Source organism: Sediminitomix flava (assembly GCF_003149185.1).
Classification (GTDB): domain Bacteria; phylum Bacteroidota; class Bacteroidia; order Cytophagales; family Flammeovirgaceae; genus Sediminitomix; species Sediminitomix flava.
In genome coordinates this window covers 909,457-932,648 of record NZ_QGDO01000003.1, presented here as the reverse complement: position 1 = coordinate 932,648, position 23,192 = coordinate 909,457, and the positions used below count along the sequence as shown (strand labels likewise).

Below are 23,192 nucleotides of genomic sequence, written 5' to 3'. Positions count from 1 at the left end.
CGTTTTATGATTTAAGACTGTTATACCTTAATCAATAGCACTTTTAGTTGAATCACTGTAAAGAGTTTCTATTACTTTATCTAAGAAAGTTCTTACTTGTTTTACAGAAGTAAGGTGATATCTAGCATCACTCATATCAAGACCTACTTTCACTGATGTTGCATAATCAGGAAGTACTTTGAAAATATCTTCATCGGTATGGTCATCTCCCATTGCCAAAACATATTCCCAATCTTCCATATTTAGCCAGTTCAAAGTTGCTTTTCCTTTATTTACTCCCGCATTTTTTACTTCAACTACTTTGTTTCCTTCCAAAACTTGAAGGTCAAGATTTGCTGTCATATACTGAAGTACGTCACGATAGGCTCTGATTCGTTTTTCACCTAATGCTTTATCAATCTTTCTGTAATGCCAAACGATAGAATATTGTTTCTCTTCCAAGAATGTACCTGGTGTACGCTTCACTAGGTTTTCAAGCACTGGTCTTACTTGTTCTTTCCAACTATCAAATAATCCATCACTCATTTGCCAATCGCCATCTATTCTAGACCAAACGCCATGCTCAGCCGAAATATCAACTTCTAAATGCCCTAACCATCTTTCTAAAGTATCTCTATCCCTTCCTGATATAACGACTACTCTATTTCTCGGATCAGCTGTGAAGGTCTTAAGAGTTGAAAGAATAAATTCATCTGGTTCAACAGCTTGTGGATCAGAATTAAAATCCATGAGAGTGCCATCATAGTCTAATAAAATAAGTCTTTTAGAAGACTGTTTCATTAAGGTTAGGTTTAATGCTTGAGCATCCTTATTAAAAAATTTTGTTAGTTTTTCTTTCTGCATCATCGAAATTTTTAATTGTTCATCAATGAATGTATTTGCCCATGTTTGTACGTTATTTTCCTTTACCCTTCTTTGAAGGTTTCTAATTCTTAATTCTTGTTCTTTTGGATTCATTTCCAAAGCTCTGGCAAGAACTTCTACTACATGATTGGTATTTTGAGGATTAACCATCAAGGCGTCTATCAATTCAAATGATGCGCCAGCCATTTCGCTCAATACAAGAACTCCTTTTCCATCTTGTCTACTCGCCACATATTCTTTTGCGATAAGATTCATTCCATCTCTCAATGGAGTGATCATAGCAACATCTGAGGCTTGGTATAATTGAACTAGCTCTTCAAAATTAAAATTCCTGTAGAAGTACTTAATTGGAGTCCATCTGAATTGGGCATATTTACCATTTATTCTACCAATTAGCGTTTCTATTTCATCTTTCAACTCTTTGTAATGTCCGACATTAGTTCTTGAAGGAACAGCTACTAAAACTAGATACACCTTACCGAGGTATTCTGGATACCTTTCTAAAAAAGCATCGAAAGCTTTAATTCTTTGAGGAATCCCTTTAGTATAATCTAGTCGGTCAACTGAAAGAATAATACGAGCTTCAGGTAGATTCTCCTTGATCTCAAAAACCTTGCTAACGGATTTGATATCTGGAAATGCGAACTTATCATAATCAATACCCATCGGAAATACGTCTGCATGGACTAGTCTATCATGGATATTGATTATCCCGAAGTCATTTTCATAACCTAAAATATTATATACAGAACTTAAGAAATGACGCATGTACCCAAATGTATGAAAACCGACTAGATCGGCACCAAGAACACCCGTCAACAAATCGTTACGCCAAGGCAATGTTCTGAATATCTCATAAGATGGAAATGGAATATGAAGGAAAAAACCAATGGATATATTTGGAAATTTATGACGTATTAACTTCGGAAGTAACATGAGATGGTAATCATGAATCCATACCATTTCATCTCCTTTCAAAATTTTAATCAATTCTTCAGCAAAAATCTCATTAACGGTCTTGTAAGCCTCATAATAGGCCTCTTCGTAAGTTGTATACTGAGTAAAATAATGGAAATGGGGCCAAATTATTTTATTACTAAATCCTTCGTAATATCCTTCAAAGAGTTGTTCTTCAAAAAAAATAGGATAAAGATCTTTCTCTACAAATGCAGTATTAATTTTTTCTTTTAAATCTTTATCTGAAGTATGTATGCCAGCCCAACCTACCCATATTTTTTCAAGTTCATCACTCAATGAATCTAAACCAGTGGCTAAACCTCCAGCACTTTTTGTAAAACTAAATTCATCTTCATTAATGTTAATTGAGACAGGTAATCTGTTCGAAACGATTACTAATTTTTTATTATTCATATAGTGAGCAAGTGAGGGTTATCGTTTTCAAGGAATGTAGGTGAATAAGTCCTTAGACACAAAATATAATACAACTTGCTACTAGGAAAACCTAATAAAACAAGCTCTTCACCTTCTTAAGGTACAAAAAAATAAGGAATAAACGACTTTATTCCTTATTTAAGTTTAATCTCAACAATACCCTTTTATTAATTAGGCTATATGAATTGATATTATTTTAATGTCTTTTTAAACTTCTCTAGAGTCTTCAAGAAGTTATCAGCATCTTGAAAACCAGGAACAGCTTTTGATTCTTTTTCTGCTTGTAGCAATAATATTGTAGGATAACCTTGTATTTGGAAATGGTTCGCAAAAGCAGCATTTGTATAATTCTTTCCTTGGTAGACGATTGTACCCTCTTTCTCAGGGTTCAATTTTACGGCATAGTAATTTTCCCCAACATAACTCGACACATCCGTATCGCTGAAAGTCTTTTTGTCCATGACTTTACACCAACCACACCAATCGGTATAGACATCAACAAAGATAGGTTTGTTATCTTTTTTAGATAATTCTAGTGCTTCTTGAATTGTAATCCATTTAATTTCACCATTCTCCTTTGGTTCATTAGTTACAAAACTTGATAGTGTGAATAATGCAACTATTACTGCTACTGCAATTTTAATATTTTTACTAAGCATCTGATATATTGATTTTAGTGTGAACTAAACTTATAACTTGTTAAGAGTAAAAATGGTTGTTGTGATGTGTTTTTTTAAACTATATTATCTTCTATTAAGATAATGTAAGATGCTAATTCTGATTTCGAGAAATATTTGGTTTCTGTGTGCAATATCTGATTAGTAATATTTCTGCTTCCATATTTCCACTTTCAGCTAACTCATTCAATTCTCTACAGTCTAGCGAATTCAGCTTTTCTGGCTGACTTGCAGCTATAGCTTTAGACTTTAATGAGATTATATTCATTCTCATAGTTTCTAAATCGAACTTAGTATCATTCAAACGATTGAGACCATAAAGCTTTACGTTCTGATATACTTTTAGGAAATCATTAAAGAATTGAATTGATTCTCGATATTTTCGAATATGGAAAAGAGAAATTCCATATTGGAGTTTTAAGTAGGCACTTTCTTCAGTCTTATACTCCTGAATTAATTGAGCAAAATACTCCCTAGCCTTCTGAAATTTTTGATTTTTGATCAATAAATCTCCTAAAAGGATTTTAATATCAAGCGTGATATCATCTTGTCTTTCAAGTGCGATGATTTGTCTGACAGCTTTTTCTGCTTTCAAATAATCTTTCTTGGTCACTAGAATTTTCACCATTAATAACCGACTCTCAAAACAATAGCTAGAAATACTTATCGCCTGCTTAACTTTGTTAAGTGCCATTTCATATTCTTTCAAAGAGAAATAACACCTAGCGCTACGTTCTAAAATCTTCTGTTTCGAAAAAATATCTCTTGGGTTTGAAGATGCTTTTTCAAAACTTTCAAGAGCTTCGTGAACTCTATTTAATTTTTCAAGACACAGACCTATTTGAAAGTTGATGCTAGAAGGTATTGGATATGGTAGTTTATTGATATTTGAAAAAATATCATAAGCAATTTCCCAGAGTTCGAAGTTTTGAAATATTCTACCTTTTAAATAATAACACTTTGAAAGTAGCTTCTCCTCTTCTAGGTTAAGTGGTTGATTGAGACTTAAAAGGACAATGGCTTCATCTAGGTATGATAATGCCTTATCATAATACTGACTTTCATAATAACAAAGGGCAAGACCATACTTCACAAATTGAAGTTTATATTCTGATTCTTCTAAGATTTTAAGATCATCTAAAGCTTTATCTGTCTCATAACCTTCATTCAAAATTGCTATAGTCTTATGAAATCTAAATTCAGAATTTTCAGGATCAATTTTGAGAGCTTGACTAAAGAATTGCTCAGCCAAATCATATTCAAAATGATACAAATACCTTAAACCTTCTCTGAAGAAATGATAAGCATCTGAAGCTTGGAATTCATTTTCTTGAGACTCATAGACCAAGTCTTCTTCGTTGTGCTTATAAAAAGAAAACCTAGAAAGTTTATTTAATGAAAACAAGGATATTCTGTTTGAGGTATCCTCAATAGATAGTGATACACCATCGGGAAGGTTTAGGCGTAGGTTTTCATTTTGGTTAACTTCTTTACTTAGATCTAAAATCAGATTAGCAATAATTTTTTCCGCAGAATTATATTTACTCAGATGTATAAAACCAAGTGCTAGAAATAAGCGGTCGATAAATGTCAGATTTGACTTTGATTTGACATAAAGAATCCCTCTCTCCCACTGATCAGTACACTCAAAGAATTCTTCATTAAATTCTTCAAACTGTATGTCTAGGAAGTGTTCTACAACTTTGGATATGATTGACTCAATATTTTCATGCTCTGAGATTCCCATCATCATCATACTTTGAGTTCCACGAAATCACTATTTTTTGTACGAATTCAATACTAAAAAGGTTCGTAATATTCAATAGACTTAAATATTATGTACTATTTGAATAAACAAAAGATACCCTTGTAAGAATTTTTGTATTAGTATTTATTAAATTTATTTCATTTCGCATAATGTTAAATTTAAGTATAATCCAGTTTTTACACTGGAATAAAATATTTTACTCAAAGAATTTAGAGATAGATTCTAGAGACTTACGTTCAATATCTGGAACCTCGACACCATTGGCAGGATAGCCAACTGGAATCAATAAAAATGGCTTCTCATTTTTGGGTCTATCCAATATTTTTTGAAGAAAATTCATAGGGCTAGGTGTATGCGTCAATGATACTAAACCTGCATTATGAATTGCTGACAAAAGCATACCTGAAGCTAGTCCGACAGATTCATTTACATAATAATTATTTGACTTGTCCCCTTCTTCATTCAGCTCATACACTTGCTTAAAAACTATAATTAACCAAGGTGCTACTTCCAAAAATGGTTTTATTTCATTGGTTCCAAATTTTTTCAAGTCTTCTAACCAATCATCAGACATTCTGCCATGATAATTTTCATACTCCTCTTCTTCTGCTGCCTTTCTTATTTCTTTCTTGATCATTGAACTAGATACAGCACAAAAGAACCATGGTTGCTTATTTGCACCAGAAGGAGCTGTAGATGCTGATTTTATTATATTTTCTATAACCTCCTTAGGTACAGGTTTGTCTGAAAATTCACGAATCGATCTCCTTTGATTAGAATATTCAAAATAGTACTTACTCTTTTCTATTGATTCTTGCTCTGTATATTTTTGAGCTTCGTATAATTTAAACTTTTCCATAAATATTAAGATAAAAAAAGCTTAGCCCTTTAAATAGGGCTAAGCTTCATTCTTTACAAAAGTTAACTTATGCTGTTATCTCTTTTTCAAGTGATTTAGCTTTTACATCTTCAGCACCATGAGTTAATTTCTTCAATTTCTTAAAGAAAACTAATAACAATAAACCAAATGCAATTGCAAAAATGGCAATTCCTGTAAATACCTCAAACTCTCCTGCACCATCAACAGCTGCTTCACCGACCAATCCTGCTACTTTATTACCTAGGCCTGTTGCAGCAAAATATAGCCCCATCATAATAGATGCATATTTAGCTGGAGACAGCTTAGTTATAAACGACAATGCTGTTGGTGATACACACAACTCTCCAATTGTATGGAAAAGGTAAGCTAATACAAGCCAAGTCATACTTGAATTGATATAACCGCCTTCTGCATTTACATCAGCTGTTTTGGCTGCAGCACTCATGAACAAGAAACCTGCCCCCATGATCATTGTACCCACAGCCATTTTAAGCAAAGTAGACGTCTCTTTTCCGCTTTTTGCTCTCATTGCCCAGAAATAGCCAATAGCAAGTACAAACATCATAATAAATAAAGCATTCACAGATTGGAACCAAGCCGCTGGAATCACATCCAATCCCAAAAGACCAAATGTACGATCAGTACTATTTTGTGCCCAAAGATTCATCAATCCACCTGCCTGTTCAAATGCGCCCCAAAAGACAATTACAATCAAGAATGAAATCAGCAATACAATCATTCTATCTTTCTCAACCTTCGTTAGAGGTCTTTCAGCTTCTTCCTTAGAGATTTTACTTTCTGTTCCACCAACAAGATCACCCACACCTTTAAGATGTTTTTGTCCTGCCATAAACACCAATTGGCCAAGCAGCATTCCTATCCCTGCCAAACCAAAACCGTAATGCCATCCATATTTTTCAGCAACCAATCCAACTGCAATACTTGATGCAAAAGCTCCAATATTAATACCTAGGTAGAATATATTAAAGCCTTGATCTCTGTTCGGATCACCTTTTGCGTACAAACCTCCTACCATTGTAGAGATATTTGGTTTTAACATACCAACTCCCAATACGATCAGTACTAATGCAGTGTAGAATGCCCAAATCTCAGGGATAGCCATCACCAGATGACCTGCCACGAGCGTCAGTCCACCAATCATCACTGAACGCTTTTGCCCTAATAATTTATCTGCTAAAATACCTCCAGGAATAGACATCAAATAGACCATCATGGTATAAGTACCATACAATGATATCGCATCACCTTGCGACCATCCCAAACCGTCTTTTGCGACTGGAGCTGTCATAAAAAGAACAAGAAGAGCTCTCATTCCATAATAGCTAAACCTCTCCCACATTTCGGTAAAAAACAGAATGTACAACCCTATTGGATGACCAAAAAGTTGTTTTTGATTACTCGTGGTTTCCATATTTTAAGTAATAGTTAGTATAAAAATGTTAATCAATCTTTAACAAAAGTAAATGATAATGCTTTTATGAGATTTCAGCAAATGAAATATATGAAATAGGCTTTATTTTTTGATATTTTAATAAGTTTTAGGCTAAAACCTAGAAATCATTAATAACTACCTCTATGCTGTAAGTTTTATTTGAATTCATAATTTTTCTAAAAAAAACTGAAGAATATGATTAAAAGTATATATTGTTAATTCATCATGAGCATAGAATTCATTTTAGTTTACGATTAATTAAAGTATTTTTGCTTGTAAATTAGAACTAAATTATCCTCAGCTAATCGACATAGATTTTAATGACATTATATACTAAACACGATGTTTTAATCCATAAAACATTGGCAAACGTAAAATTTATAATTAATCCTATCTCTGGTTCTGGGAAAGGAAAAAGAACAGCTGAACTTATCCGAGAAAAGTTTAATAGCCCAAATACATCTTCTGAGATTCTTTTTACAAAAGGAAGAGATCACGCTTACTCATTAGCTAAAGAATTAATCGAAGAAGGAGAAACAAGTCTGATTGTCGCGGTTGGAGGTGACGGAACAATTAATGAGGTAGCTAGCGCTATGATTGGTCAAAACATACCGCTTGGCATCATTCCAATTGGTTCAGGGAATGGATTGGCAAGACACTTAAATATTCCACTTAATCCACAAAAAGCTATTAATTCATTATACAATGCACAAACATCATTTATTGATGTTGGTATTGTAAATGGAAAACAGTTTTTCTGTACTTCTGGAACTGGCTTTGATGCTTATGTTAGTCATCATTTTGCAGAAGCTGATGGTAGAGGACTAATTAACTACATTAAAACTGGTGTACAAGACTACTTTAATTATAAAGCCAATAAGTATAAAATTGAAGTAGATGGAAAAGACTATAATGTAGATGCTTATATGGTATCTGTTGCCAATGCTTCTCAGTTTGGAAATAATGCCTATATAGCACCTAATGCTGATATTTCTGACGGTTTATTAGATGTCGTCATCATTAAAAAGTTTAATAAACTAAACATTCTTCCTTTAGTGTTTAAGGTTTTCAGTAAATCGTTGAATTCATATGATCAAGTGATGATGTTAAGAGGAGCAAATATAAAAATCTCTACATCCTCTAAACAAAACAAAATCTACTTGCATAGAGACGGAGAACCTGAATGGGGAGAAGAAAATCTTACGTATTCAATTAAAAATAACGCATTGAAAATATTCGTGTAATGGAATGGGTGAAACTATGTGTCGATAAGGGTAATTTGAGTTGGGGACTCATGCGTTATGAAATAGATGAGCAATTTTATATTGATCAACTCAATAATAGAATAGAAACTGAAGTACTCTCACGAAAAAATAAAAAGAGTAGAATTGAATCTCTAGCAGCAAGATTTGCATTAAAGAATTTACTACAAGAATTGCAGCTTGGTTACGAAGGGATAGTCAAAGACGAAAATCAGAAACCATTTCTTAAAAATATTGAGGGACAAATTGCGATTAGTCATACCTCGAAATATGTAGCTGTCGCTTTTCATCAGACCGATAGTATAGGCATAGATATCGAAAAATGGTCTGAAAGACTTCTTAGAGTTGTTCCTCGCATCATGTCTAATGAAGAGCAAAAGAGCTTATCAATAACTAATGATAATGCTTTAAAATTATGGTGTGCAAAAGAAGCTCTCTATAAATTGAATGGTAAAAAGAATATAGATTTTACCAATGAAATTAAAATTCTTGAAACACATGAGTCCTCTTGGACAGCTCAAATCCCACAATCATCTGATAAGATTCCTGTGGAATTTGAACTGATTCATGATATTTGTTTGGCTAAAGCTACTGTATAAGATTAGTAGGAAAAATTTCATTGTACATTTTCTGGGCAACTGAAAATTCTTTCATATCCAATGGCGTCACAATACCTAAATGCTTCAAACTTGTTATAACACTTTCTGTAGCCAAATTACCAACTAAGTCATCTTGAGCCATTGGACAGCCTCCTAAGCCTCCAAATGCAGTATCTATTCGATTACAGCCTGCATCGATTAACGCTTTTACCTTCTCAGGAATTTGATCTGCCCTTGAATGTAAATGAGCTCCAAATTCAACTTTATTAGAAAGGGATTTTAACTCAGAAAATAAATCGATGATTTGCATAGGGTCCGAAGAACCAATTGTGTCTGATAGTGAAATAACTTCAACCCCCAATTCAATTAGGTATTCAGTATATTTAGCTACTATTTCGTTTGAGTATTCATCTCCGTAAGGATTCCCAAAACCCATCGATAGATAGACTACCATTTTTTTATCATATTTATCACAAGATGCTTTTATCTGCTCTAAAAGAACCTTCGATTCCGCAATAGACTTATTCGTATTGCGAAGCTGGAATGTTTCTGATATTGAAAAGGGATATCCTAAATAATCAATCTCTGAAAAAGAACATACCTTATCTACTCCTTTTTGATTAGCAACAATAGCTAAAAGATTGGTATTTCTTTTATCTAATTTTGATAAGACTTCTTCTGTATCTCGCATCTGAGGAATAGCCTTTGGAGAAACAAAACTACCAAAGTCTATTGTGTCAAAACCAACTTTAAGGAGCTGATTTATGTATTTAACCTTTAAATTTGTAGGGATAAAGGTATCGATGCCTTGCATAGCATCTCTTGGGCATTCTATTAATTTTAGCATTGAGTTAGTCTGTGGTTTCAATTTAAAGATAAAAAAAAGCGCTGACTTGAGATAGTCAACGCTTTCAATTTATTCCTTAAAAGAACTTGATTAGATAATTCCGTAGGCAATCATTGCATCAGCAACTTTTACAAAACCTCCAATGTTTGCTCCTTTTACATAATCAACCCATCCTTCTTCTTCGCCATACTTCACACAAGACTTATGGATTTTTGCCATGATCTCTTGAAGACGAGTATCTACTTCTTCAAATGACCATTGTAATCTCATTGAGTTTTGAGTCATTTCTAGACCTGAAATAGCAACACCACCGGCATTGGCAGCTTTTCCTGGACCAAACATGATTTGAGCCTTTTCAAAAACTTTAATTCCTTCAATATCTGTAGGCATGTTTGCTCCCTCACAAACCAAAATACAGCCGTTATCTACTAAAGTTTGTGCATCAGCGCCGCTCAACTCATTTTGCGTTGCTGAAGGAAATGCTAAATCACATTTCACTTCCCAAGGGCGTTTATCTTCATGATATTCTGCATTTGGATATTTATCCAAATAAGCTTTTAAAGATGCTCTTTGAACATTTTTAAGCTCCATGATATGACTTAACTTGTCGTCATTAATACCATCATTATCTAAGAGATAACCACCTCTATCTGATACTGTGACAACTTTTGCACCAAGATCAATCAACTTTTCAACTGTATGCTGAGCAACATTACCAGACCCAGAAACTACAGCTACTTTACCATCAATTGTATCATTTCTGTGAGCTAACATTTCTTTGGCAAAATAAACACTTCCAAAGCCTGTAGCTTCTTTACGTGCATTACTTCCTCCAAACTGCAATCCTTTACCAGTTAAGACACCCGTAAATTCATTTTTAATACGCTTGTATTGACCAAAAAGGAAACTCACTTCACGTGCGCCAACACCAATATCACCGGCAGGTACATCAGTATCTTTTCCTATATGTCTGTAAAGTTCTGTCATAAATGCATGACAGAATCTCATTACTTCACGATCAGATTTACCCTTCGGATTAAAGTCTGAACCACCTTTAGCCCCCCCCATAGGAAGTGTAGTCAAACTATTCTTAAATACTTGTTCAAAGCCTAAGAATTTAAGTGTACCCAAAGTTACTGACTTATCAAAACGAAGTCCTCCTTTGTATGGACCGATTGCTCCGTTAAACTGAACTCTATGTCCTCTATTTACACGAACGTTTCCTTCATCATCTTCCCAAAGTACTCTAAAACTGATCACACGATCTGGCTCAGTCATACGTTCAAGAATACGTGATGTTAAATATTTAGGATTCTCGTTGATAAATGGAATTAGTTTTTCAGCTACTTCACGAACAGCTTGATGAAATTCAGGTTGTCCAGGATTTCTACGAACTAGACCTGTCATGAATGATTCTAGCTCTAATTTTTCAAAGCTCATTGGTTAAAAAAAATTAAGTGTGATTTTTAATACTATGTGCTTATACTGCTTTAGCAAATATATGTTTATACAAAATTGAATTATTAACGTTTATTATACAGTTGTTACACTGTATGAAAGCAGGGTAATATCATCAGCATAGGCTTGATTGCCTTTAAATGTATTCAAATGTGCTATCAATGTTTGATGTAAATCATCATGACTCAAGTGCTTATTCACTTCTAAGAACTCACCAAGTTGAGTCTCTCCAAATTCTTCCTCTAAATCATTATATGTTTCAGTAAAACCATCTGTAAAACAGAAAAGGAAGAAATCATCTACATTCGATATTTCACCTACTTGCAAGAATGGTAACTGGTTAAATCCGCCCAAAATTGTTGTTCCAGTTTCTAATCTTTTCATGTCATTTTGTAAGAAAAGGAAAGGTGGATTATGTCCTGCATTTACGTAATGTATAGTTTTACTTTTTAAGTTATAAATAAAAAAGAATGCCGTAATAAAATTCTCCCCATTGGCATTCTCAATAATCAATTCATTCAGTTTTTGAACAGAAATTTCCAAGTCATGATTATTTTTTAATAACATTCTTAATCCACCTTGAAAATTTGACATTAAAATAGCCGCAGGGATTCCTTTTCCAGAGACATCCGCAATACTTAAAAAGAATCGATCTTCATCAAGTTTAAAATAGTCAAAATAATCACCACCTATTGTATGGTGTGGAAGATAGCTAGCCTTAATAGCCATTACATCATCTTTTGGTAATGCCTTCGGAAAAAGAAGTGTCTGTACATCTTTCGCTATCTCCAACTGTTTTCTATACTGTTCTTGTTTCTGTTCCTTTCTAGCTAATTTTTTATTCTCGATCGCTACAATCGTAATATTCGCTAAGGCTTCTACAAACTCCATGTCAAAATAATCGACATCAGAACCACCTTTTTTACCTAGCAAGACGTAAGCTAAAACTTCTTCTTTATGTTTAATTGGAAGAATACTTGAAAGCCCTTCCATTCTATTTGAAAGTTCTTCATCTAAAGTAGCAGCAGAGGATATCCCTTTCAATTCATCCAATAATATCCACTCTTGTGAGACTTTTGAAACCCCATACGATACTTTACATACCCAATCAGAACTCTCTCTGACAAAAAGTAATAGATTATTTATTGAAGGATTAGAAGCTATCGTAAACTTGAATATTTTATAAAGATTATCTTCAGAAGCGTTTGCCGTAATTGCCGTTGTAATATCATACAAGGCAGATAACTCCAATTCTTTTAACTTCAATCTATTTTCAACAGAATCCTTCATCACACTTCTTTTCTTATCCTTAGAAATATATTTTATCGTCCTTGTAAATCTCCTGGGTCAAGAACATCTCTTATCGCATTACCCAGTAAATTAAAGGAAAGCACCAATAAACTGATACAAATTGATGGATACAATATCAGATGCCATTCGCCATTAGGTCTTAACTCAGACAAACCTGATCGAATCATATTCCCCCAAGATGGCATTGCAGGAGGTCCTCCTAACCCTAGGAAACTTAAACCCGCTTCCATCAAAATAGCAGAAGCAAAATTAGAGGCACTTAGTACGACTAAAACACCTACTAGGTTGGGTAAAATATGTTTAGTTATAATTCTCAAGTCGGAATATCCTAGACTATGAGCTGCTTCGATATAAGTCTTCTCCTTTAACTCTAATACTTTTCCTCTAACAACTCTAGCGATTTCTACCCACATCGTCAAACCAACAGCTATGAAAGTCACCCAAAGTTCAGAGCTATCGAATACTAGTCTAATAGCAATAACCAAAAGAATAGTAGGAATTGCCCACATAACAGTCATAAACCAAGAAATAAATCGATCCAATACCCCTCCAAAATAGCCACTAATTCCTCCTAATGTAACACCAACTATTAGAGAAATAATCACAGCAATAAGTCCTACTAAGAAAGATATTCTAGCACCATAAATTAATCGGCTCAAGATATCACGACCATTTTTATCTGTTCCGAAAATAAAAGTCTTTGTTGAGACATTTTCTTTCCAAAAAAGAGCTTCAAGTTCCTCTTTAGAAATTATTGCTCTAGATTCATTCTCATCCAAGTAAACAACCTTTTCTTTCAGAAAAACATAATTCTGTGAAATGCTCTTCCCAAGTTTATCTGATTCTCCGACATATACGCTTTTAACTACTCTTATCAATGGTAAGCCGTATATCTTAGTTTTATAGCTACCAATTTCTTTCTCATGAGAATCATATAATTGATAAAAAACCGAATCATTTTCGAGAATTAATTCGCCTTGATAAGGGATAGAAACAAAGTTACTTTCTTGACCATAAAGTAATTTATCCCAAAAATTCTGCATCTCAACAGGGACATCCTTTCTCACTTTTATGATTGGTACAGTAAAACCCGATCTCTTTTTTGCAACTTCAATCATACCATCATTTGCAAAAGGAGTTGGATCAGGCATGATTAAATAACCAAACAAGCCTATCAAAAAAGTAAACATTACAAGCACCAAGGCTATAAATCCACTATTACTGAACTTACGCCTCAAACCTGTTTTCTTTGGAATATCATTTTGTTGCATAGTTAAAAAAGTTTAGTTCTATCAGCTATTATGTTTAAACAAGCCTTTTTTTGTGGCAAGATATAAGTAAGTATCACATTCATTTTCTAAATCTACTTTACTTTCATCTATTTCTTGATCGACATCTGAATAACAACTTATCCATTTTTTTGAATAAAGCTCAATCAATACATTTTTCAAATCCTCATCTTGCACTTCTACAGCGGCCTTCAATTGAGAATAAGAACAGACAAAGTACAATTCATCAAGGACATCAAATTCTAAATCTGTCATGTCATCCAATTTTTCTTCCCTTCCAACTATATTTTCCTCTTAGACTAACTACAGCTATGATTATCACATAAAAAGAATAAAATATTGCTATAATCGGAATAGTCCAAGTATGATTATTTAAATAAAAATCCTTACTGAGTGCTCCTAAAAACATTGATTCGATTGATACTCTTAGTAAAAACATTTGCACTATAATTTCCCAATCAACAAATCCTATTATTGAAAGGCATATCGAAACTACAAAGTAAAGATGAAAGCAAAATACAAAGAATCCTGCTATGATTGAATTCAAGTTATCGTAATTCTTCCATTTACTAGCCCATCTAATTCTCTGATGAACAAAATCTATGAATAAAGAAGGTGAGTCAGTTTTTACAATTGCTTCTTTTGATTTTAAATAAAAGACTTTTTCAGGATAAAATTTAGCAACCTTATGCATCAAAAACTCATCATCACCTGATGATAGGTTTTCATTTCCTTTATATCCATCAACTTCATAAAATATAGATTTAAGAAAACCCAAATTTGCTCCATTGCACATACTTGGTTTTTTCAGTAACATCCCGATTGCCCCCACTCCTACAGGACTAAGAAATTCTATTGCCAGAAGTTTCGTCCAAAAATTGTAGATTTTATAGATCACACCAGCACTTATCAATTTTGCCTTCGTCTCTAGCTGAAATGACACTATTTGTTCTAACCATTTTGGCTGTACATTACAATCTCCATCCGTCAATTGAATCCAATCTCCTACAGCATATTTTAGTGCTAATTCGATAGCTGCCTTTTTATGTGAAATTCTTACTTTCTGAGGTAAATTTAATACGGTAAATTTTAAACTATGATATTTTTTAAATTCTTCAACCAACTGAATAGACCTATCCGTAGAATTGTCATTCACTATGATTACCTCAAAATTTGTATAGGTCTGATTCTGAAGATCAGTCAATAATTGAATAATGTTATCTTCCTCATTTCTGATTGGGATCACCACTGAGACAGCTAAAGCTTGACCTAAATCAACATTTTTAGATTCATATTCTTTAGTGAAGTGCCAAGTAAAAATAAATATTAAAAGAACTATTATGTAGCATAATAGTAAGCTCCAGCCCACCAGATAAAACATTTGTTAATCTTTTTTTAACCTTTGTTTCCTTAAAATTTTCAAATCATTTCTGAGGAAATTAACTTGCGCGTGTAAAGTTAGTAAGGATCATTACTAACAAAAATGAATTTTGTCGTAATCCTATAATTTCAAAGTAAATGCTTTTAGAAATCGGACAAAAAGCACCTCTTTTTACAGCCAAAGATCAAAATGGCGAAGCGATTAGCTTAGAAGAGTTCAAAGGGAAAAAAGTAATTTTATATTTTTACCCAAAGGATAATACACCAGGATGTACTGCCCAAGCTTGTAATTTGAGAGATAATTATGAGCTACTGTTAGAAAAGGGCTATGTCGTAATTGGAGTAAGTTCAGATAGCGAAAAGAAACATCAAAACTTTATTGCTAAACATGAACTTCCTTTTCCTTTGATTGCTGATACAGACCAAAAAGTACATGAACTTTATGGTACTTGGCAAGAAAAAAAGAACTTTGGAAAAGTTTATATGGGAACGGTTAGAACTACTTTTGTGATCAACGAAGAAGGAATAATCGAAGAAATTATTAAAAAAGTTAAAACAAAGGAACACGCCGAACAAATAATTGGTTAGCTTTGGTGTTTGAACGGAAATACTTAGCATTCAACAGTAATAATTTTCAGTAGAAATATGACTCAAATCAACGAACAGATAGCGCAAATTAGCGAACTACAAAAAGTCGCTAGTCAGGTGAGAAGAGATATTCTTAGAATGGTTCATGGTGTGGGTAGTGGTCACCCAGGTGGAGCATTAGGTTGTGCAGACCTTTTTGTAGCGCTTTACTTCAAGCACATGGAGCACAACAAAGAGTTTTCTATGGACGGAATTAACGAAGACTTGTTCTTCCTTTCTAACGGTCATATCTCTGCTGTATTCTACAGTACTTTGGCAAGAGCTGGTTATTTCCCTGTTTCTGAATTGGCATCTCACCGTAAGATCAATTCACGTTTGCAAGGACACCCAACTCCTTATGAGCATCTAGAAGGTATTCGTATGGCTTCAGGTTCTCTAGGACAAGGTCTTTCAGTAGCTATCGGTGCAGCTGAAGCTAAAAAATTGAATAATGACGATAAATTTGTTTACTGTCTAATGGGTGATGGTGAGCAACAAGAAGGTCAAGTTTGGGAAGCAGCAATGTACGCTCCACACAACAAACTTGATAACTTGATTGCATTTATCGACTACAACAATGCTCAGATTGATGGTACTACTGAAGAAGTATGTGACCTTCTTGATTTGGGTAAAAAATACGAAGCATTTGGTTGGGAAGTAATGCACGTTGACGGCAATGACATGCTAGCTCTAGACGAGTGTATCACAAAAGCTAAAGCTTCAAGAGGTAACGGTAAGCCAGTTGCAGTAATCATGAAGACTGATATGGGACATCCAATCGACTTTATGGTTGGTACTCACAAATGGCATGGTGTAGCTCCAAATGATGAGCAACTTGAAAATGCTTTATCTCAATTGGAAGAGACTCTAGGTGATTATTAATCATCAATAAAAATACGTTTTAATTAAAGGTGTGGCTATAAGCCGCACCTTTTTTAATGGATTAATTTAGATGAGTTATTTACAAGTTTCAAACCTTCAAGTAAAAGCTAAAAACTCCGATAATATCATTATCAAGGATATTGATTTATCGATGAACAAAGGTGAAATATTGGCTATCTTAGGAGCAAGCGGTAGTGGAAAAACTACGCTACTTAAAAGCCTTTCAGGTCTGTTAGCGAGAAGTAAGGGAAATATTTTATTAGATGGGAAAGAAGTAATTGACCCAACTAAAAAACTTGTAGCAGGGAATAGTGACATTGCTCTTGTTCATCAAGATTATGCTTTATTCCCAAATTCAAACATCATTGAAAACCTAAAATATCCTCTTAGAAGAACGAGTAAAGAGTATCAAGAATACAGGATAAAAGAATTGCTTGCTCTTTGTGGATTAGAGGATAAGAAAGATAAATTGCCATATCAACTTTCTGGGGGAGAAAAACAAAGAGTAGCTATTGCATGTGCTCTTGCCAATGAACCTAGTTTATTACTTTTTGATGAACCATTCTCCAATCTTGACCCTCTTCTTAAACATGATTTTCTAAATGCCTTCAAAGAGATCTTTAGCAAAACTAATACAACCGTCATTTTTGTTACTCATCATGTAGATGAAGCAATGATTTTGGCTGATAAAATTGCGATGATTAGAGAAGGAGAAATTCTTCAAGTTGGAAGACCAAAAGAATTATACGATTACCCTAAACACAGCTATACAGCTCAATTCTTTGGTTATACGAATATTCTCTCGGCTAAAGAATCTAGTCTAATCAATAAAGATGGAGGCTATTACGCGGTCAGAGCGGAAGAAATTGAATATTCTCCTATTCAAAAGGAAGGATTTGAAGAGACAAAACTAATCAGAACAGATTATCTTGGACTTTATTCTATCCATCATTTATTAAAAGCTGACATTAAATTATCAGTCATCGATTTGAAAAATGAAATAGAAATGAAACAAGAAAAAATATATGTTCGAATTCCAGAACAAAATTTGAAAGAAGTAAGCATCGACTAAACAATTTAATCAAACCTCTATATGAAACTAGGTATCATTCCAGCTAGATATGCATCTACAAGATTCCCAGCAAAACCACTTGCCGACTTAAAGGGGAAAAGTGTTTTACAGAGAGTTTATGAACAAGCTAAAAAAGCTAAGACCTTAGACCATGTTGTAGTAGCAACTGACCATCAAGAAATTTTTCAACATGTTATTGACTTCGGAGGTGAGGTTGTGATGACAAATGAAAATCATCAGAGTGGTACGGATAGATGTTACGAAGCTCTAATCAACACAAAATTAGATTTCGACTATATCATCAATATTCAAGGTGACGAACCTTTCATTGACCCAAATGAGATTGATCTACTAGCAAACCTTTTAGAACAAGATGGGACTGATATTGCTACATTAGCTGTTAAGATTAAATCATCCGAAACGCTATTTGATCCAAATGCAGTGAAAGTTGTTTTGGATAACCAACAAAAAGCACTGTACTTTAGCCGCTCTCCTATCCCATTTCAACGTAATACAACTGAGAAAAACGAATGGATAGAAAAACATGATTATTTTAAACACCTAGGTATTTATGGGTATAGAGCTAAAGTATTAGAAGAAATAACTACACTAAGTCCTTCTGATTTAGAAAAAGTAGAATCCTTGGAGCAATTGAGATGGTTAGAAAATGGGTATTCTATCAGAGTTGGATTTACAAAACACGAAAATATTGGGATTGACACCCCTGAAGATTTAGAGAAAGCAAGAAAAATGCTCGACAAATAAAAAAGAGTGTTTCAGATTTAACTGAAACACTCTTTTTTTAAGCTTATATTTTATTAAACATCTTCAAAACTCACGTAATCACCTCGATCTTTTTTCGAGTCCCATGTATATTTTTTTACACGGTCATCAGATTTTGGGTGATCATAAGTAATAGTTATATCTCCTTCGTTCTTATTCGCATTACGATTATCAGAACCTGTTTGTTGGTAATAATGATTCTGGAAATTTTGATTCTTAGCAAACTCTCTTTGAAGTTTTGCTATGATCTTATCTCCAAACATTCTATAAATAAAACGGAAAATATATCCTGAGAAACGAGCGAATACATAAAATCCAATTATACAGAATAAAAGTACTTTCAATAACATATATATCTTTTTACTTTTTCTTTGCTAGTAAACAATAATACGGTTTTAACTAAGAAAGAGTTTCTAAAAATCTTCATGTTTTACAAAGATTTGCAGACTCTTAACTATTAGCCTCATTTCTTTTCCACTTCTTGTAATCCTTTTTAAAGCTTTTGTATGCTTTATAGGTAGAATGTTTCTTCGAAGCATTTTCTTTAATTAGTTTGAAATAAGGCTCTGCCATATCAAATTTATTTTCTTTGATATACATTTTACCTAAAGCTGCAGCAGAATGTAAACAATACCCAGAGTCCATAGCTTTTATTTCTTTTGAAAAATCTATCGCTCTCTGATAGAAGTATTTTGCTTTTGTTGGATTCCACAACCTACCTTGATAAACCGAACCAAGGTAAAAACTAGCATATCGTCCGCTTATAGCTTCGTAACCTACTTGATTATTGTCTATTCTCTCGATGATATCTAAACAAACCGGTTCTAGTCTTGAAAACTTCCCTGTCATATATAGCATACGAGCATAGTACCTATGGAAATAAGGGTTATTAGGATATTTATTATGTAAATACTCCGAAAGTTGAACGGCCCTTTTCATATCTGACAATTCATCCCCAGCAGAATGAATTCTCATTAAGAAATACATTGCCTCAATTCGGGTATAGAAAGCTTCACGTCCAACTTTTTCCATTTGCTCCAAACCAAGTTCCATATTACCGTCATCAAAAAACCACATAATTGGTTTTAGCATTGGGTAATTATCTCGAATCCAAGGAGCAAAATAATTGAAAAGAGCATCACCAAATAATAGTTCAATATTATTATCTCCAGACTTCAGCTTTTTAGCTTTCTCCACATAGTCCAATGCTTTATTACCTGCAGCAGCAGCTTTCGTCCACATCTTACGCTCAGAGTAAAGCCTTCCTTTAAAGCCCCATGAAGCAGCTAAGAAAAAAATTGCTTCAGGATTTTCTTTATCCTTTTTTAATATCCTCTCTGAATATTTAATAGAAGCATCCATATAATTCAGCAGCTCTTTATCATATGTTTGATCTTCTATATTGGGCATTAATTTCCACCAATTACTCAAACCCATTAAAAAATGAGGTAATGGGTGTTCTGGATAATGTGATTTAAGCCATTTAAACTGCCCTTCAGCCAAAGCAAAGTCGAAGTTGTACATATAATCTATCCCTGAATTAATCTCTATCTGAACATTCATATTAGAGATTAACATATCTACATCTTCAAGTTTTGGTAATCTTGAAATTTGTGCAGACACATTTAAGGATGTAAAATAAGAAAAAGTCAAAATCCAAAAGAATAGACCTAACTTCGATTTCCAACTCATATTTTTCTATTGGTTTATGATGCATTTATTAAACAGGGCGAAATAATTATTGATTTAACTTATTCATCATTATTCGTATTTAAAAGATGTAAATAAGCTTCCTGATTTAAATCAGATTCAAATCCCCTCCCAAGCAAAAATTGAAGTAATTTATACTTTTTTACTCGTTCATCTTTCTCTTTAGCTAATGAATTCCACTTTTGTTCAGATACTTTAATTAAAATATCCCAATATAACTCAGCATCCAAAGAACTAAGTGCTTTTTGAATAATCGTTTTTCCTATCTTTTTCTGTTGAAGTGCAATCGAAATTTTTCTTTTCCCCCATTTATTTCCTTTCAATTTACCTCTTGCAAAAGATAGGGCAAAACGCTCTTCATCCAGATATTTTTCTGAGATAAGCTTATCTAATATTTTATTGATATCATCTTCAGAAGCATTCCATGTTTTCAACTTCTGTTCTACATCAAAAACAGACCGATCTTGGTATGCGCTATATGAAGCTGCTTTATGTAGTAACTCTTTATAACTATATTCTCTCTGATATTTCTGATACATCACTTTTCTTATTTCCTATTCGTCTCAATTACCAGATAAAACACAAGTTTGTTTTTAAATACAATAGCACAATATACTATGAATAAATGATTCTATTGGCTTGATAGGTATAAAAGAAAAAAGCGGTCCTTAAGAAGGACCGCCTTTGTTAGCGCATCAACACAATGAAAAACTAGTTTTATTTAAGGAACAACATTTCACTGTACTTTGGTAGAGGCCACTCTGCGTCGTCTACTAACAACTCAAGTTTATCAACAGCCTCACGAATTGCATCATGGTGCAATCCTTTAACATTTTTACACAATGCTTTAGCTTGCTCAGAAACATCCTCAATAGCAAGAACGTTTTCTAATTCAGCAGCCATAGCTGTTGCGTGATCTTTAACTTGCGTTACAGCAGCAGAAAGCTCAGTGATAGTAGTTACGATACCGCTAGCATCTACACCTACTTCCTTCATACCTTTTGCTGTATCTGAAAGTTGTTTCATATATCTTGCAGCTGCAGGAATCACTTTGTTAATCGCGATCTCATTCATTACTTCAGTCTCAATAGTCAACTTAGTAGCGTAGATTTCGCTCCATACATCGTGTCTTGCAACGATTTCTTTTTCTGAGAAGATTCCCATTTTGCTAAACATCTCGATTGACTCAGGAGTCACGAAGAAGTCTAATGCATTAGGAGTATCTTTAACGTTTGAAAGACCTCTTCTTTCAGCCTCTTCAACCCACTCTTGCGAGTAACCGTCACCTTCGAAACGGATAGCTTTAGTTTCAGTAATGTATCTTACCAATACATCTTTGATAGCAGCTTCTTTGTCAGCACCCTGAGCGATCAATGCATCAACCTCCGTTTTGAAGTTTTGCAATTGCTCAGCCATGATTGTATTCAATACAGTCATTGGAGTACCACAGTTAGCTGTTGAACCTACAGCTCTAAATTCGAATTTATTACCAGTAAATGCGAATGGAGAAGTTCTGTTACGGTCAGTGTTATCCAACTTCATTGCTGGAATCTTGTTGATACCCAAATCAACGTAAGTAGAATCTGAATCATCCAAGCTAATGATACCTGTAGCTTCTACTTCATCCAAAAATGCTGTCAAAGTTGAACCTAAGAATACAGAGATAATTGCTGGAGGTGCTTCGTTTGCTCCAAGTCTGTGATCATTACCAACAGATGCAATAGAAGCTCTCAAAACATCAGCTCTGTTGTGTACTGCTTTCAAAGTATTCACCAAGAAAGTCAAGAAATACAAGCTGTTCTCTGGTTTGAATAGGTTACGACCAGTATCAGTAATCAAAGACCAGTTGTTGTGCTTACCTGAACCGTTCAATCCTGCGAATGGCTTTTCGTGAAGAAGAACTTTCAAATCATGCTCATCTGCACATTTCTGCATTACGTCCATCATCAACAAGTTGTGGTCTACACCTACGTTGATTTCTTCGTATACAGGAGCTACCTCGAACTGACCAGGAGCTACCTCGTTGTGACGAGTACTTACTGGAATACCCAATGCTAAAGCTCTAGCTTCGAAATCTTTCATGAATTCGAATACTCTTGGAGCAATAGAACCGAAGTAGTGATCATCTAACTGCTGTCCTTTTGGAGGCTTAGCACCAAATAGAGTTCTACCTGTCATGTACAAGTCAGGACGAGCAGCATAGAATGCTTTATCAATTACAAAGTATTCTTGCTCACAACCCAATGAAGCAGATACTTTAGTTACATTTTCATCAAAATATTTAGCAACATCAGCAGCAGCGTTAGATACTGCATCTACTGTTTTCAAAAGAGGTGCTTTGTAGTCAAGAGTTTCACCAGTGTATGAAACGAATACTGTAGGAATACAAAGAGTTTCATCTACGATAAATGCTGGAGATGAAGGATCCCATACAGTATATCCTCTTGCCATGTTAGTAGATCTGATACCACCGTTAGGGAAAGAAGATGCGTCTGGCTCTTGTTGAAGAAGAGTTTCACCAGAGAATTTTTCAATACCTTTGTGAGCATCGAAGAATGAATCATGCTTCTCTGCAGCAGAACCTGTCAAAGGTTGAAACCAGTGTGTACAGTGAGTAGCACCTTTATCCAATGCCCATTGCTTCAATACAGCAGCGACAGCCTCTGCAGTTTCTTGACTTACTTTTTCTCCATTCTCAATAGCAGCTACTACCTTTTCATAAATAGCAGGTGCAAGAGTTTGTTTCATGTCTGAAAGACCGAATGAGTTCTCTCCGAAAAACTCTGAATACTTCTTAGAAGTAAGTTTTTCTTTACTTCTCTGTTGAGATACCTCAATCGCATTAAGTCTTAAATTAGTCATTAGTACTTGTTTAGGTGTTAAAAAGTATGTATATGTTTAAGTGTATTATGAGCTAGTCTAAAGATAAAATTTTGAA

At 34.0% G+C, this 23,192-nt stretch carries 21 protein-coding genes; 6 read left to right on the top strand and 15 right to left on the bottom strand.

Annotated features, from left to right (window positions below; translation table 11 throughout):
- Positions 1–27: 27 nt before the first annotated feature.
- The 5 genes from BC781_RS15305 to BC781_RS15285 all read right to left on the bottom strand — a co-directional run bounded on the left by BC781_RS15305 (position 28) and on the right by BC781_RS15285 (position 7,013).
- Positions 28–2,235, bottom strand: a complete 2,208-nt coding sequence (locus BC781_RS15305; RefSeq protein WP_109619286.1) for a bifunctional alpha,alpha-trehalose-phosphate synthase (UDP-forming)/trehalose-phosphatase — start codon at positions 2,233–2,235, stop codon at positions 28–30.
- A 212-nt stretch (positions 2,236–2,447) separates the two neighbouring features.
- The gene (locus tag BC781_RS15300; protein WP_109619282.1) at positions 2,448–2,915 is read right to left on the bottom strand and encodes a thioredoxin family protein; all 468 of its coding nucleotides are present in this window, start codon (positions 2,913–2,915) and stop codon (positions 2,448–2,450) included.
- Between the two features lie 112 nt (positions 2,916–3,027).
- Positions 3,028–4,689, bottom strand: coding sequence for a tetratricopeptide repeat protein (locus BC781_RS15295; protein WP_109619280.1), 1,662 nt, complete (start codon positions 4,687–4,689; stop codon positions 3,028–3,030).
- A gap of 208 nt (positions 4,690–4,897) precedes the next feature.
- A complete protein-coding gene (locus BC781_RS15290; protein WP_109619278.1) occupies positions 4,898–5,560 on the bottom strand; it encodes a nitroreductase family protein in 663 nt (220 codons plus the stop codon).
- 67 nt (positions 5,561–5,627) lie between these two features.
- Positions 5,628–7,013: a peptide MFS transporter gene (locus BC781_RS15285; RefSeq protein ID WP_109619276.1), complete on the bottom strand. Its 1,386-nt coding sequence runs from the start codon at positions 7,011–7,013 to the stop codon at positions 5,628–5,630.
- Positions 7,014–7,354: 341 nt separating this feature from the next.
- Here BC781_RS15285 and BC781_RS15280 point away from each other — a divergent pair, with 341 nt between their 5' ends.
- Complete coding sequence (locus tag BC781_RS15280) at positions 7,355–8,278, top strand: diacylglycerol/lipid kinase family protein (RefSeq protein ID WP_109619273.1); 924 nt, start codon at positions 7,355–7,357, stop codon at positions 8,276–8,278.
- Positions 8,278–8,895, top strand: a complete 618-nt coding sequence (locus BC781_RS15275) for a 4'-phosphopantetheinyl transferase family protein (protein ID WP_109619271.1) — start codon at positions 8,278–8,280, stop codon at positions 8,893–8,895. The genes BC781_RS15280 and BC781_RS15275 overlap by 1 nt, the downstream gene beginning before the upstream one ends.
- Here BC781_RS15275 and BC781_RS15270 read toward each other — a convergent pair.
- From BC781_RS15270 to BC781_RS15245, 6 genes are all read right to left on the bottom strand, one after another.
- Positions 8,885–9,742, bottom strand: a complete 858-nt coding sequence (locus BC781_RS15270) for a hydroxymethylglutaryl-CoA lyase (RefSeq protein WP_109619270.1) — start codon at positions 9,740–9,742, stop codon at positions 8,885–8,887. The genes BC781_RS15275 and BC781_RS15270 overlap by 11 nt on opposite strands.
- A 90-nt stretch (positions 9,743–9,832) precedes the next feature.
- Positions 9,833–11,182, bottom strand: coding sequence for an NADP-specific glutamate dehydrogenase (gdhA, locus tag BC781_RS15265; protein WP_109619268.1), 1,350 nt, complete (start codon positions 11,180–11,182; stop codon positions 9,833–9,835).
- Between the two features lie 93 nt (positions 11,183–11,275).
- Complete coding sequence (locus tag BC781_RS15260; RefSeq protein ID WP_109619266.1) at positions 11,276–12,490, bottom strand: PP2C family protein-serine/threonine phosphatase; 1,215 nt, start codon at positions 12,488–12,490, stop codon at positions 11,276–11,278.
- 32 nt (positions 12,491–12,522) lie between these two features.
- Positions 12,523–13,782: an ABC transporter permease gene (locus BC781_RS25745; RefSeq protein ID WP_109619264.1), complete on the bottom strand. Its 1,260-nt coding sequence runs from the start codon at positions 13,780–13,782 to the stop codon at positions 12,523–12,525.
- A gap of 21 nt (positions 13,783–13,803) precedes the next feature.
- On the bottom strand, positions 13,804–14,055 hold the full coding sequence (locus tag BC781_RS15250; RefSeq protein ID WP_109619262.1) for a transporter: 252 nt from the start codon (positions 14,053–14,055) through the stop codon (positions 13,804–13,806).
- Between the two features lies 1 nt (position 14,056).
- Positions 14,057–15,181, bottom strand: a complete 1,125-nt coding sequence (locus BC781_RS15245) for a glycosyltransferase (RefSeq protein ID WP_109619261.1) — start codon at positions 15,179–15,181, stop codon at positions 14,057–14,059.
- Positions 15,182–15,318: 137 nt separating this feature from the next.
- Between BC781_RS15245 and bcp the strand changes: the two genes are divergently transcribed.
- The 4 genes from bcp to kdsB all read left to right on the top strand — a co-directional run bounded on the left by bcp (position 15,319) and on the right by kdsB (position 18,526).
- The gene (gene bcp, locus BC781_RS15240) at positions 15,319–15,768 is read left to right on the top strand and encodes a thioredoxin-dependent thiol peroxidase (RefSeq protein WP_109619258.1); all 450 of its coding nucleotides are present in this window, start codon (positions 15,319–15,321) and stop codon (positions 15,766–15,768) included.
- A gap of 57 nt (positions 15,769–15,825) precedes the next feature.
- Positions 15,826–16,689, top strand: coding sequence for a transketolase (locus tag BC781_RS15235; protein WP_109619256.1), 864 nt, complete (start codon positions 15,826–15,828; stop codon positions 16,687–16,689).
- 70 nt (positions 16,690–16,759) lie between these two features.
- Positions 16,760–17,761, top strand: coding sequence for an ABC transporter ATP-binding protein (locus tag BC781_RS15230; RefSeq protein WP_109619254.1), 1,002 nt, complete (start codon positions 16,760–16,762; stop codon positions 17,759–17,761).
- Positions 17,762–17,782: 21 nt separating this feature from the next.
- Positions 17,783–18,526, top strand: a complete 744-nt coding sequence (gene kdsB, locus BC781_RS15225; protein ID WP_109619252.1) for a 3-deoxy-manno-octulosonate cytidylyltransferase — start codon at positions 17,783–17,785, stop codon at positions 18,524–18,526.
- Between the two features lie 53 nt (positions 18,527–18,579).
- On the opposite strand, the gene BC781_RS15220 is transcribed toward kdsB, so the two are convergent.
- From BC781_RS15220 to BC781_RS15205, 4 genes are all read right to left on the bottom strand, one after another.
- Positions 18,580–18,894 carry a DUF4834 family protein gene (locus tag BC781_RS15220; protein WP_109619251.1) on the bottom strand — a complete coding sequence of 105 codons (315 nt, stop codon included), beginning with the start codon at positions 18,892–18,894 and terminating at the stop codon, positions 18,580–18,582.
- 100 nt (positions 18,895–18,994) lie between these two features.
- Positions 18,995–20,236 carry a tol-pal system protein YbgF gene (locus BC781_RS15215; RefSeq protein WP_109619250.1) on the bottom strand — a complete coding sequence of 414 codons (1,242 nt, stop codon included), beginning with the start codon at positions 20,234–20,236 and terminating at the stop codon, positions 18,995–18,997.
- 59 nt (positions 20,237–20,295) lie between these two features.
- Complete coding sequence (locus BC781_RS15210; protein WP_109619248.1) at positions 20,296–20,793, bottom strand: regulatory protein RecX; 498 nt, start codon at positions 20,791–20,793, stop codon at positions 20,296–20,298.
- A 178-nt stretch (positions 20,794–20,971) separates the two neighbouring features.
- Positions 20,972–23,116, bottom strand: coding sequence for a glutamine synthetase III family protein (locus BC781_RS15205; RefSeq protein ID WP_109619246.1), 2,145 nt, complete (start codon positions 23,114–23,116; stop codon positions 20,972–20,974).
- Between the last annotated feature and the right edge of the window lie 76 nt (positions 23,117–23,192).

Excerpts from the sequence above, each read along its gene's own strand:
- BC781_RS15305 (WP_109619286.1), bottom strand. The coding sequence starts at position 2,235 with ATGAATAATAAAAAATTAGTAATCGTTTCGAACAGATTACCTGTCTCA.
- BC781_RS15300 (WP_109619282.1), bottom strand. The coding sequence starts at position 2,915 with ATGCTTAGTAAAAATATTAAAATTGCAGTAGCAGTAATAGTTGCATTA.
- BC781_RS15295 (WP_109619280.1), bottom strand. The coding sequence starts at position 4,689 with ATGATGATGATGGGAATCTCAGAGCATGAAAATATTGAGTCAATCATA.
- BC781_RS15290 (WP_109619278.1), bottom strand. The coding sequence starts at position 5,560 with ATGGAAAAGTTTAAATTATACGAAGCTCAAAAATATACAGAGCAAGAA.
- BC781_RS15285 (WP_109619276.1), bottom strand. The coding sequence starts at position 7,013 with ATGGAAACCACGAGTAATCAAAAACAACTTTTTGGTCATCCAATAGGG.
- BC781_RS15280 (WP_109619273.1), top strand. The coding sequence starts at position 7,355 with ATGACATTATATACTAAACACGATGTTTTAATCCATAAAACATTGGCA.
- BC781_RS15275 (WP_109619271.1), top strand. The coding sequence starts at position 8,278 with ATGGAATGGGTGAAACTATGTGTCGATAAGGGTAATTTGAGTTGGGGA.
- BC781_RS15270 (WP_109619270.1), bottom strand. The coding sequence starts at position 9,742 with ATGCTAAAATTAATAGAATGCCCAAGAGATGCTATGCAAGGCATCGAT.
- gdhA (WP_109619268.1), bottom strand. The coding sequence starts at position 11,182 with ATGAGCTTTGAAAAATTAGAGCTAGAATCATTCATGACAGGTCTAGTT.
- BC781_RS15260 (WP_109619266.1), bottom strand. The coding sequence starts at position 12,490 with ATGAAGGATTCTGTTGAAAATAGATTGAAGTTAAAAGAATTGGAGTTA.
- BC781_RS25745 (WP_109619264.1), bottom strand. The coding sequence starts at position 13,782 with ATGCAACAAAATGATATTCCAAAGAAAACAGGTTTGAGGCGTAAGTTC.
- BC781_RS15250 (WP_109619262.1), bottom strand. The coding sequence starts at position 14,055 with ATGACAGATTTAGAATTTGATGTCCTTGATGAATTGTACTTTGTCTGT.
- BC781_RS15245 (WP_109619261.1), bottom strand. The coding sequence starts at position 15,181 with ATGTTTTATCTGGTGGGCTGGAGCTTACTATTATGCTACATAATAGTT.
- bcp (WP_109619258.1), top strand. The coding sequence starts at position 15,319 with ATGCTTTTAGAAATCGGACAAAAAGCACCTCTTTTTACAGCCAAAGAT.
- BC781_RS15235 (WP_109619256.1), top strand. The coding sequence starts at position 15,826 with ATGACTCAAATCAACGAACAGATAGCGCAAATTAGCGAACTACAAAAA.
- BC781_RS15230 (WP_109619254.1), top strand. The coding sequence starts at position 16,760 with ATGAGTTATTTACAAGTTTCAAACCTTCAAGTAAAAGCTAAAAACTCC.
- kdsB (WP_109619252.1), top strand. The coding sequence starts at position 17,783 with ATGAAACTAGGTATCATTCCAGCTAGATATGCATCTACAAGATTCCCA.
- BC781_RS15220 (WP_109619251.1), bottom strand. The coding sequence starts at position 18,894 with ATGTTATTGAAAGTACTTTTATTCTGTATAATTGGATTTTATGTATTC.
- BC781_RS15215 (WP_109619250.1), bottom strand. The coding sequence starts at position 20,236 with ATGAGTTGGAAATCGAAGTTAGGTCTATTCTTTTGGATTTTGACTTTT.
- BC781_RS15210 (WP_109619248.1), bottom strand. The coding sequence starts at position 20,793 with ATGTATCAGAAATATCAGAGAGAATATAGTTATAAAGAGTTACTACAT.
- BC781_RS15205 (WP_109619246.1), bottom strand. The coding sequence starts at position 23,116 with ATGACTAATTTAAGACTTAATGCGATTGAGGTATCTCAACAGAGAAGT.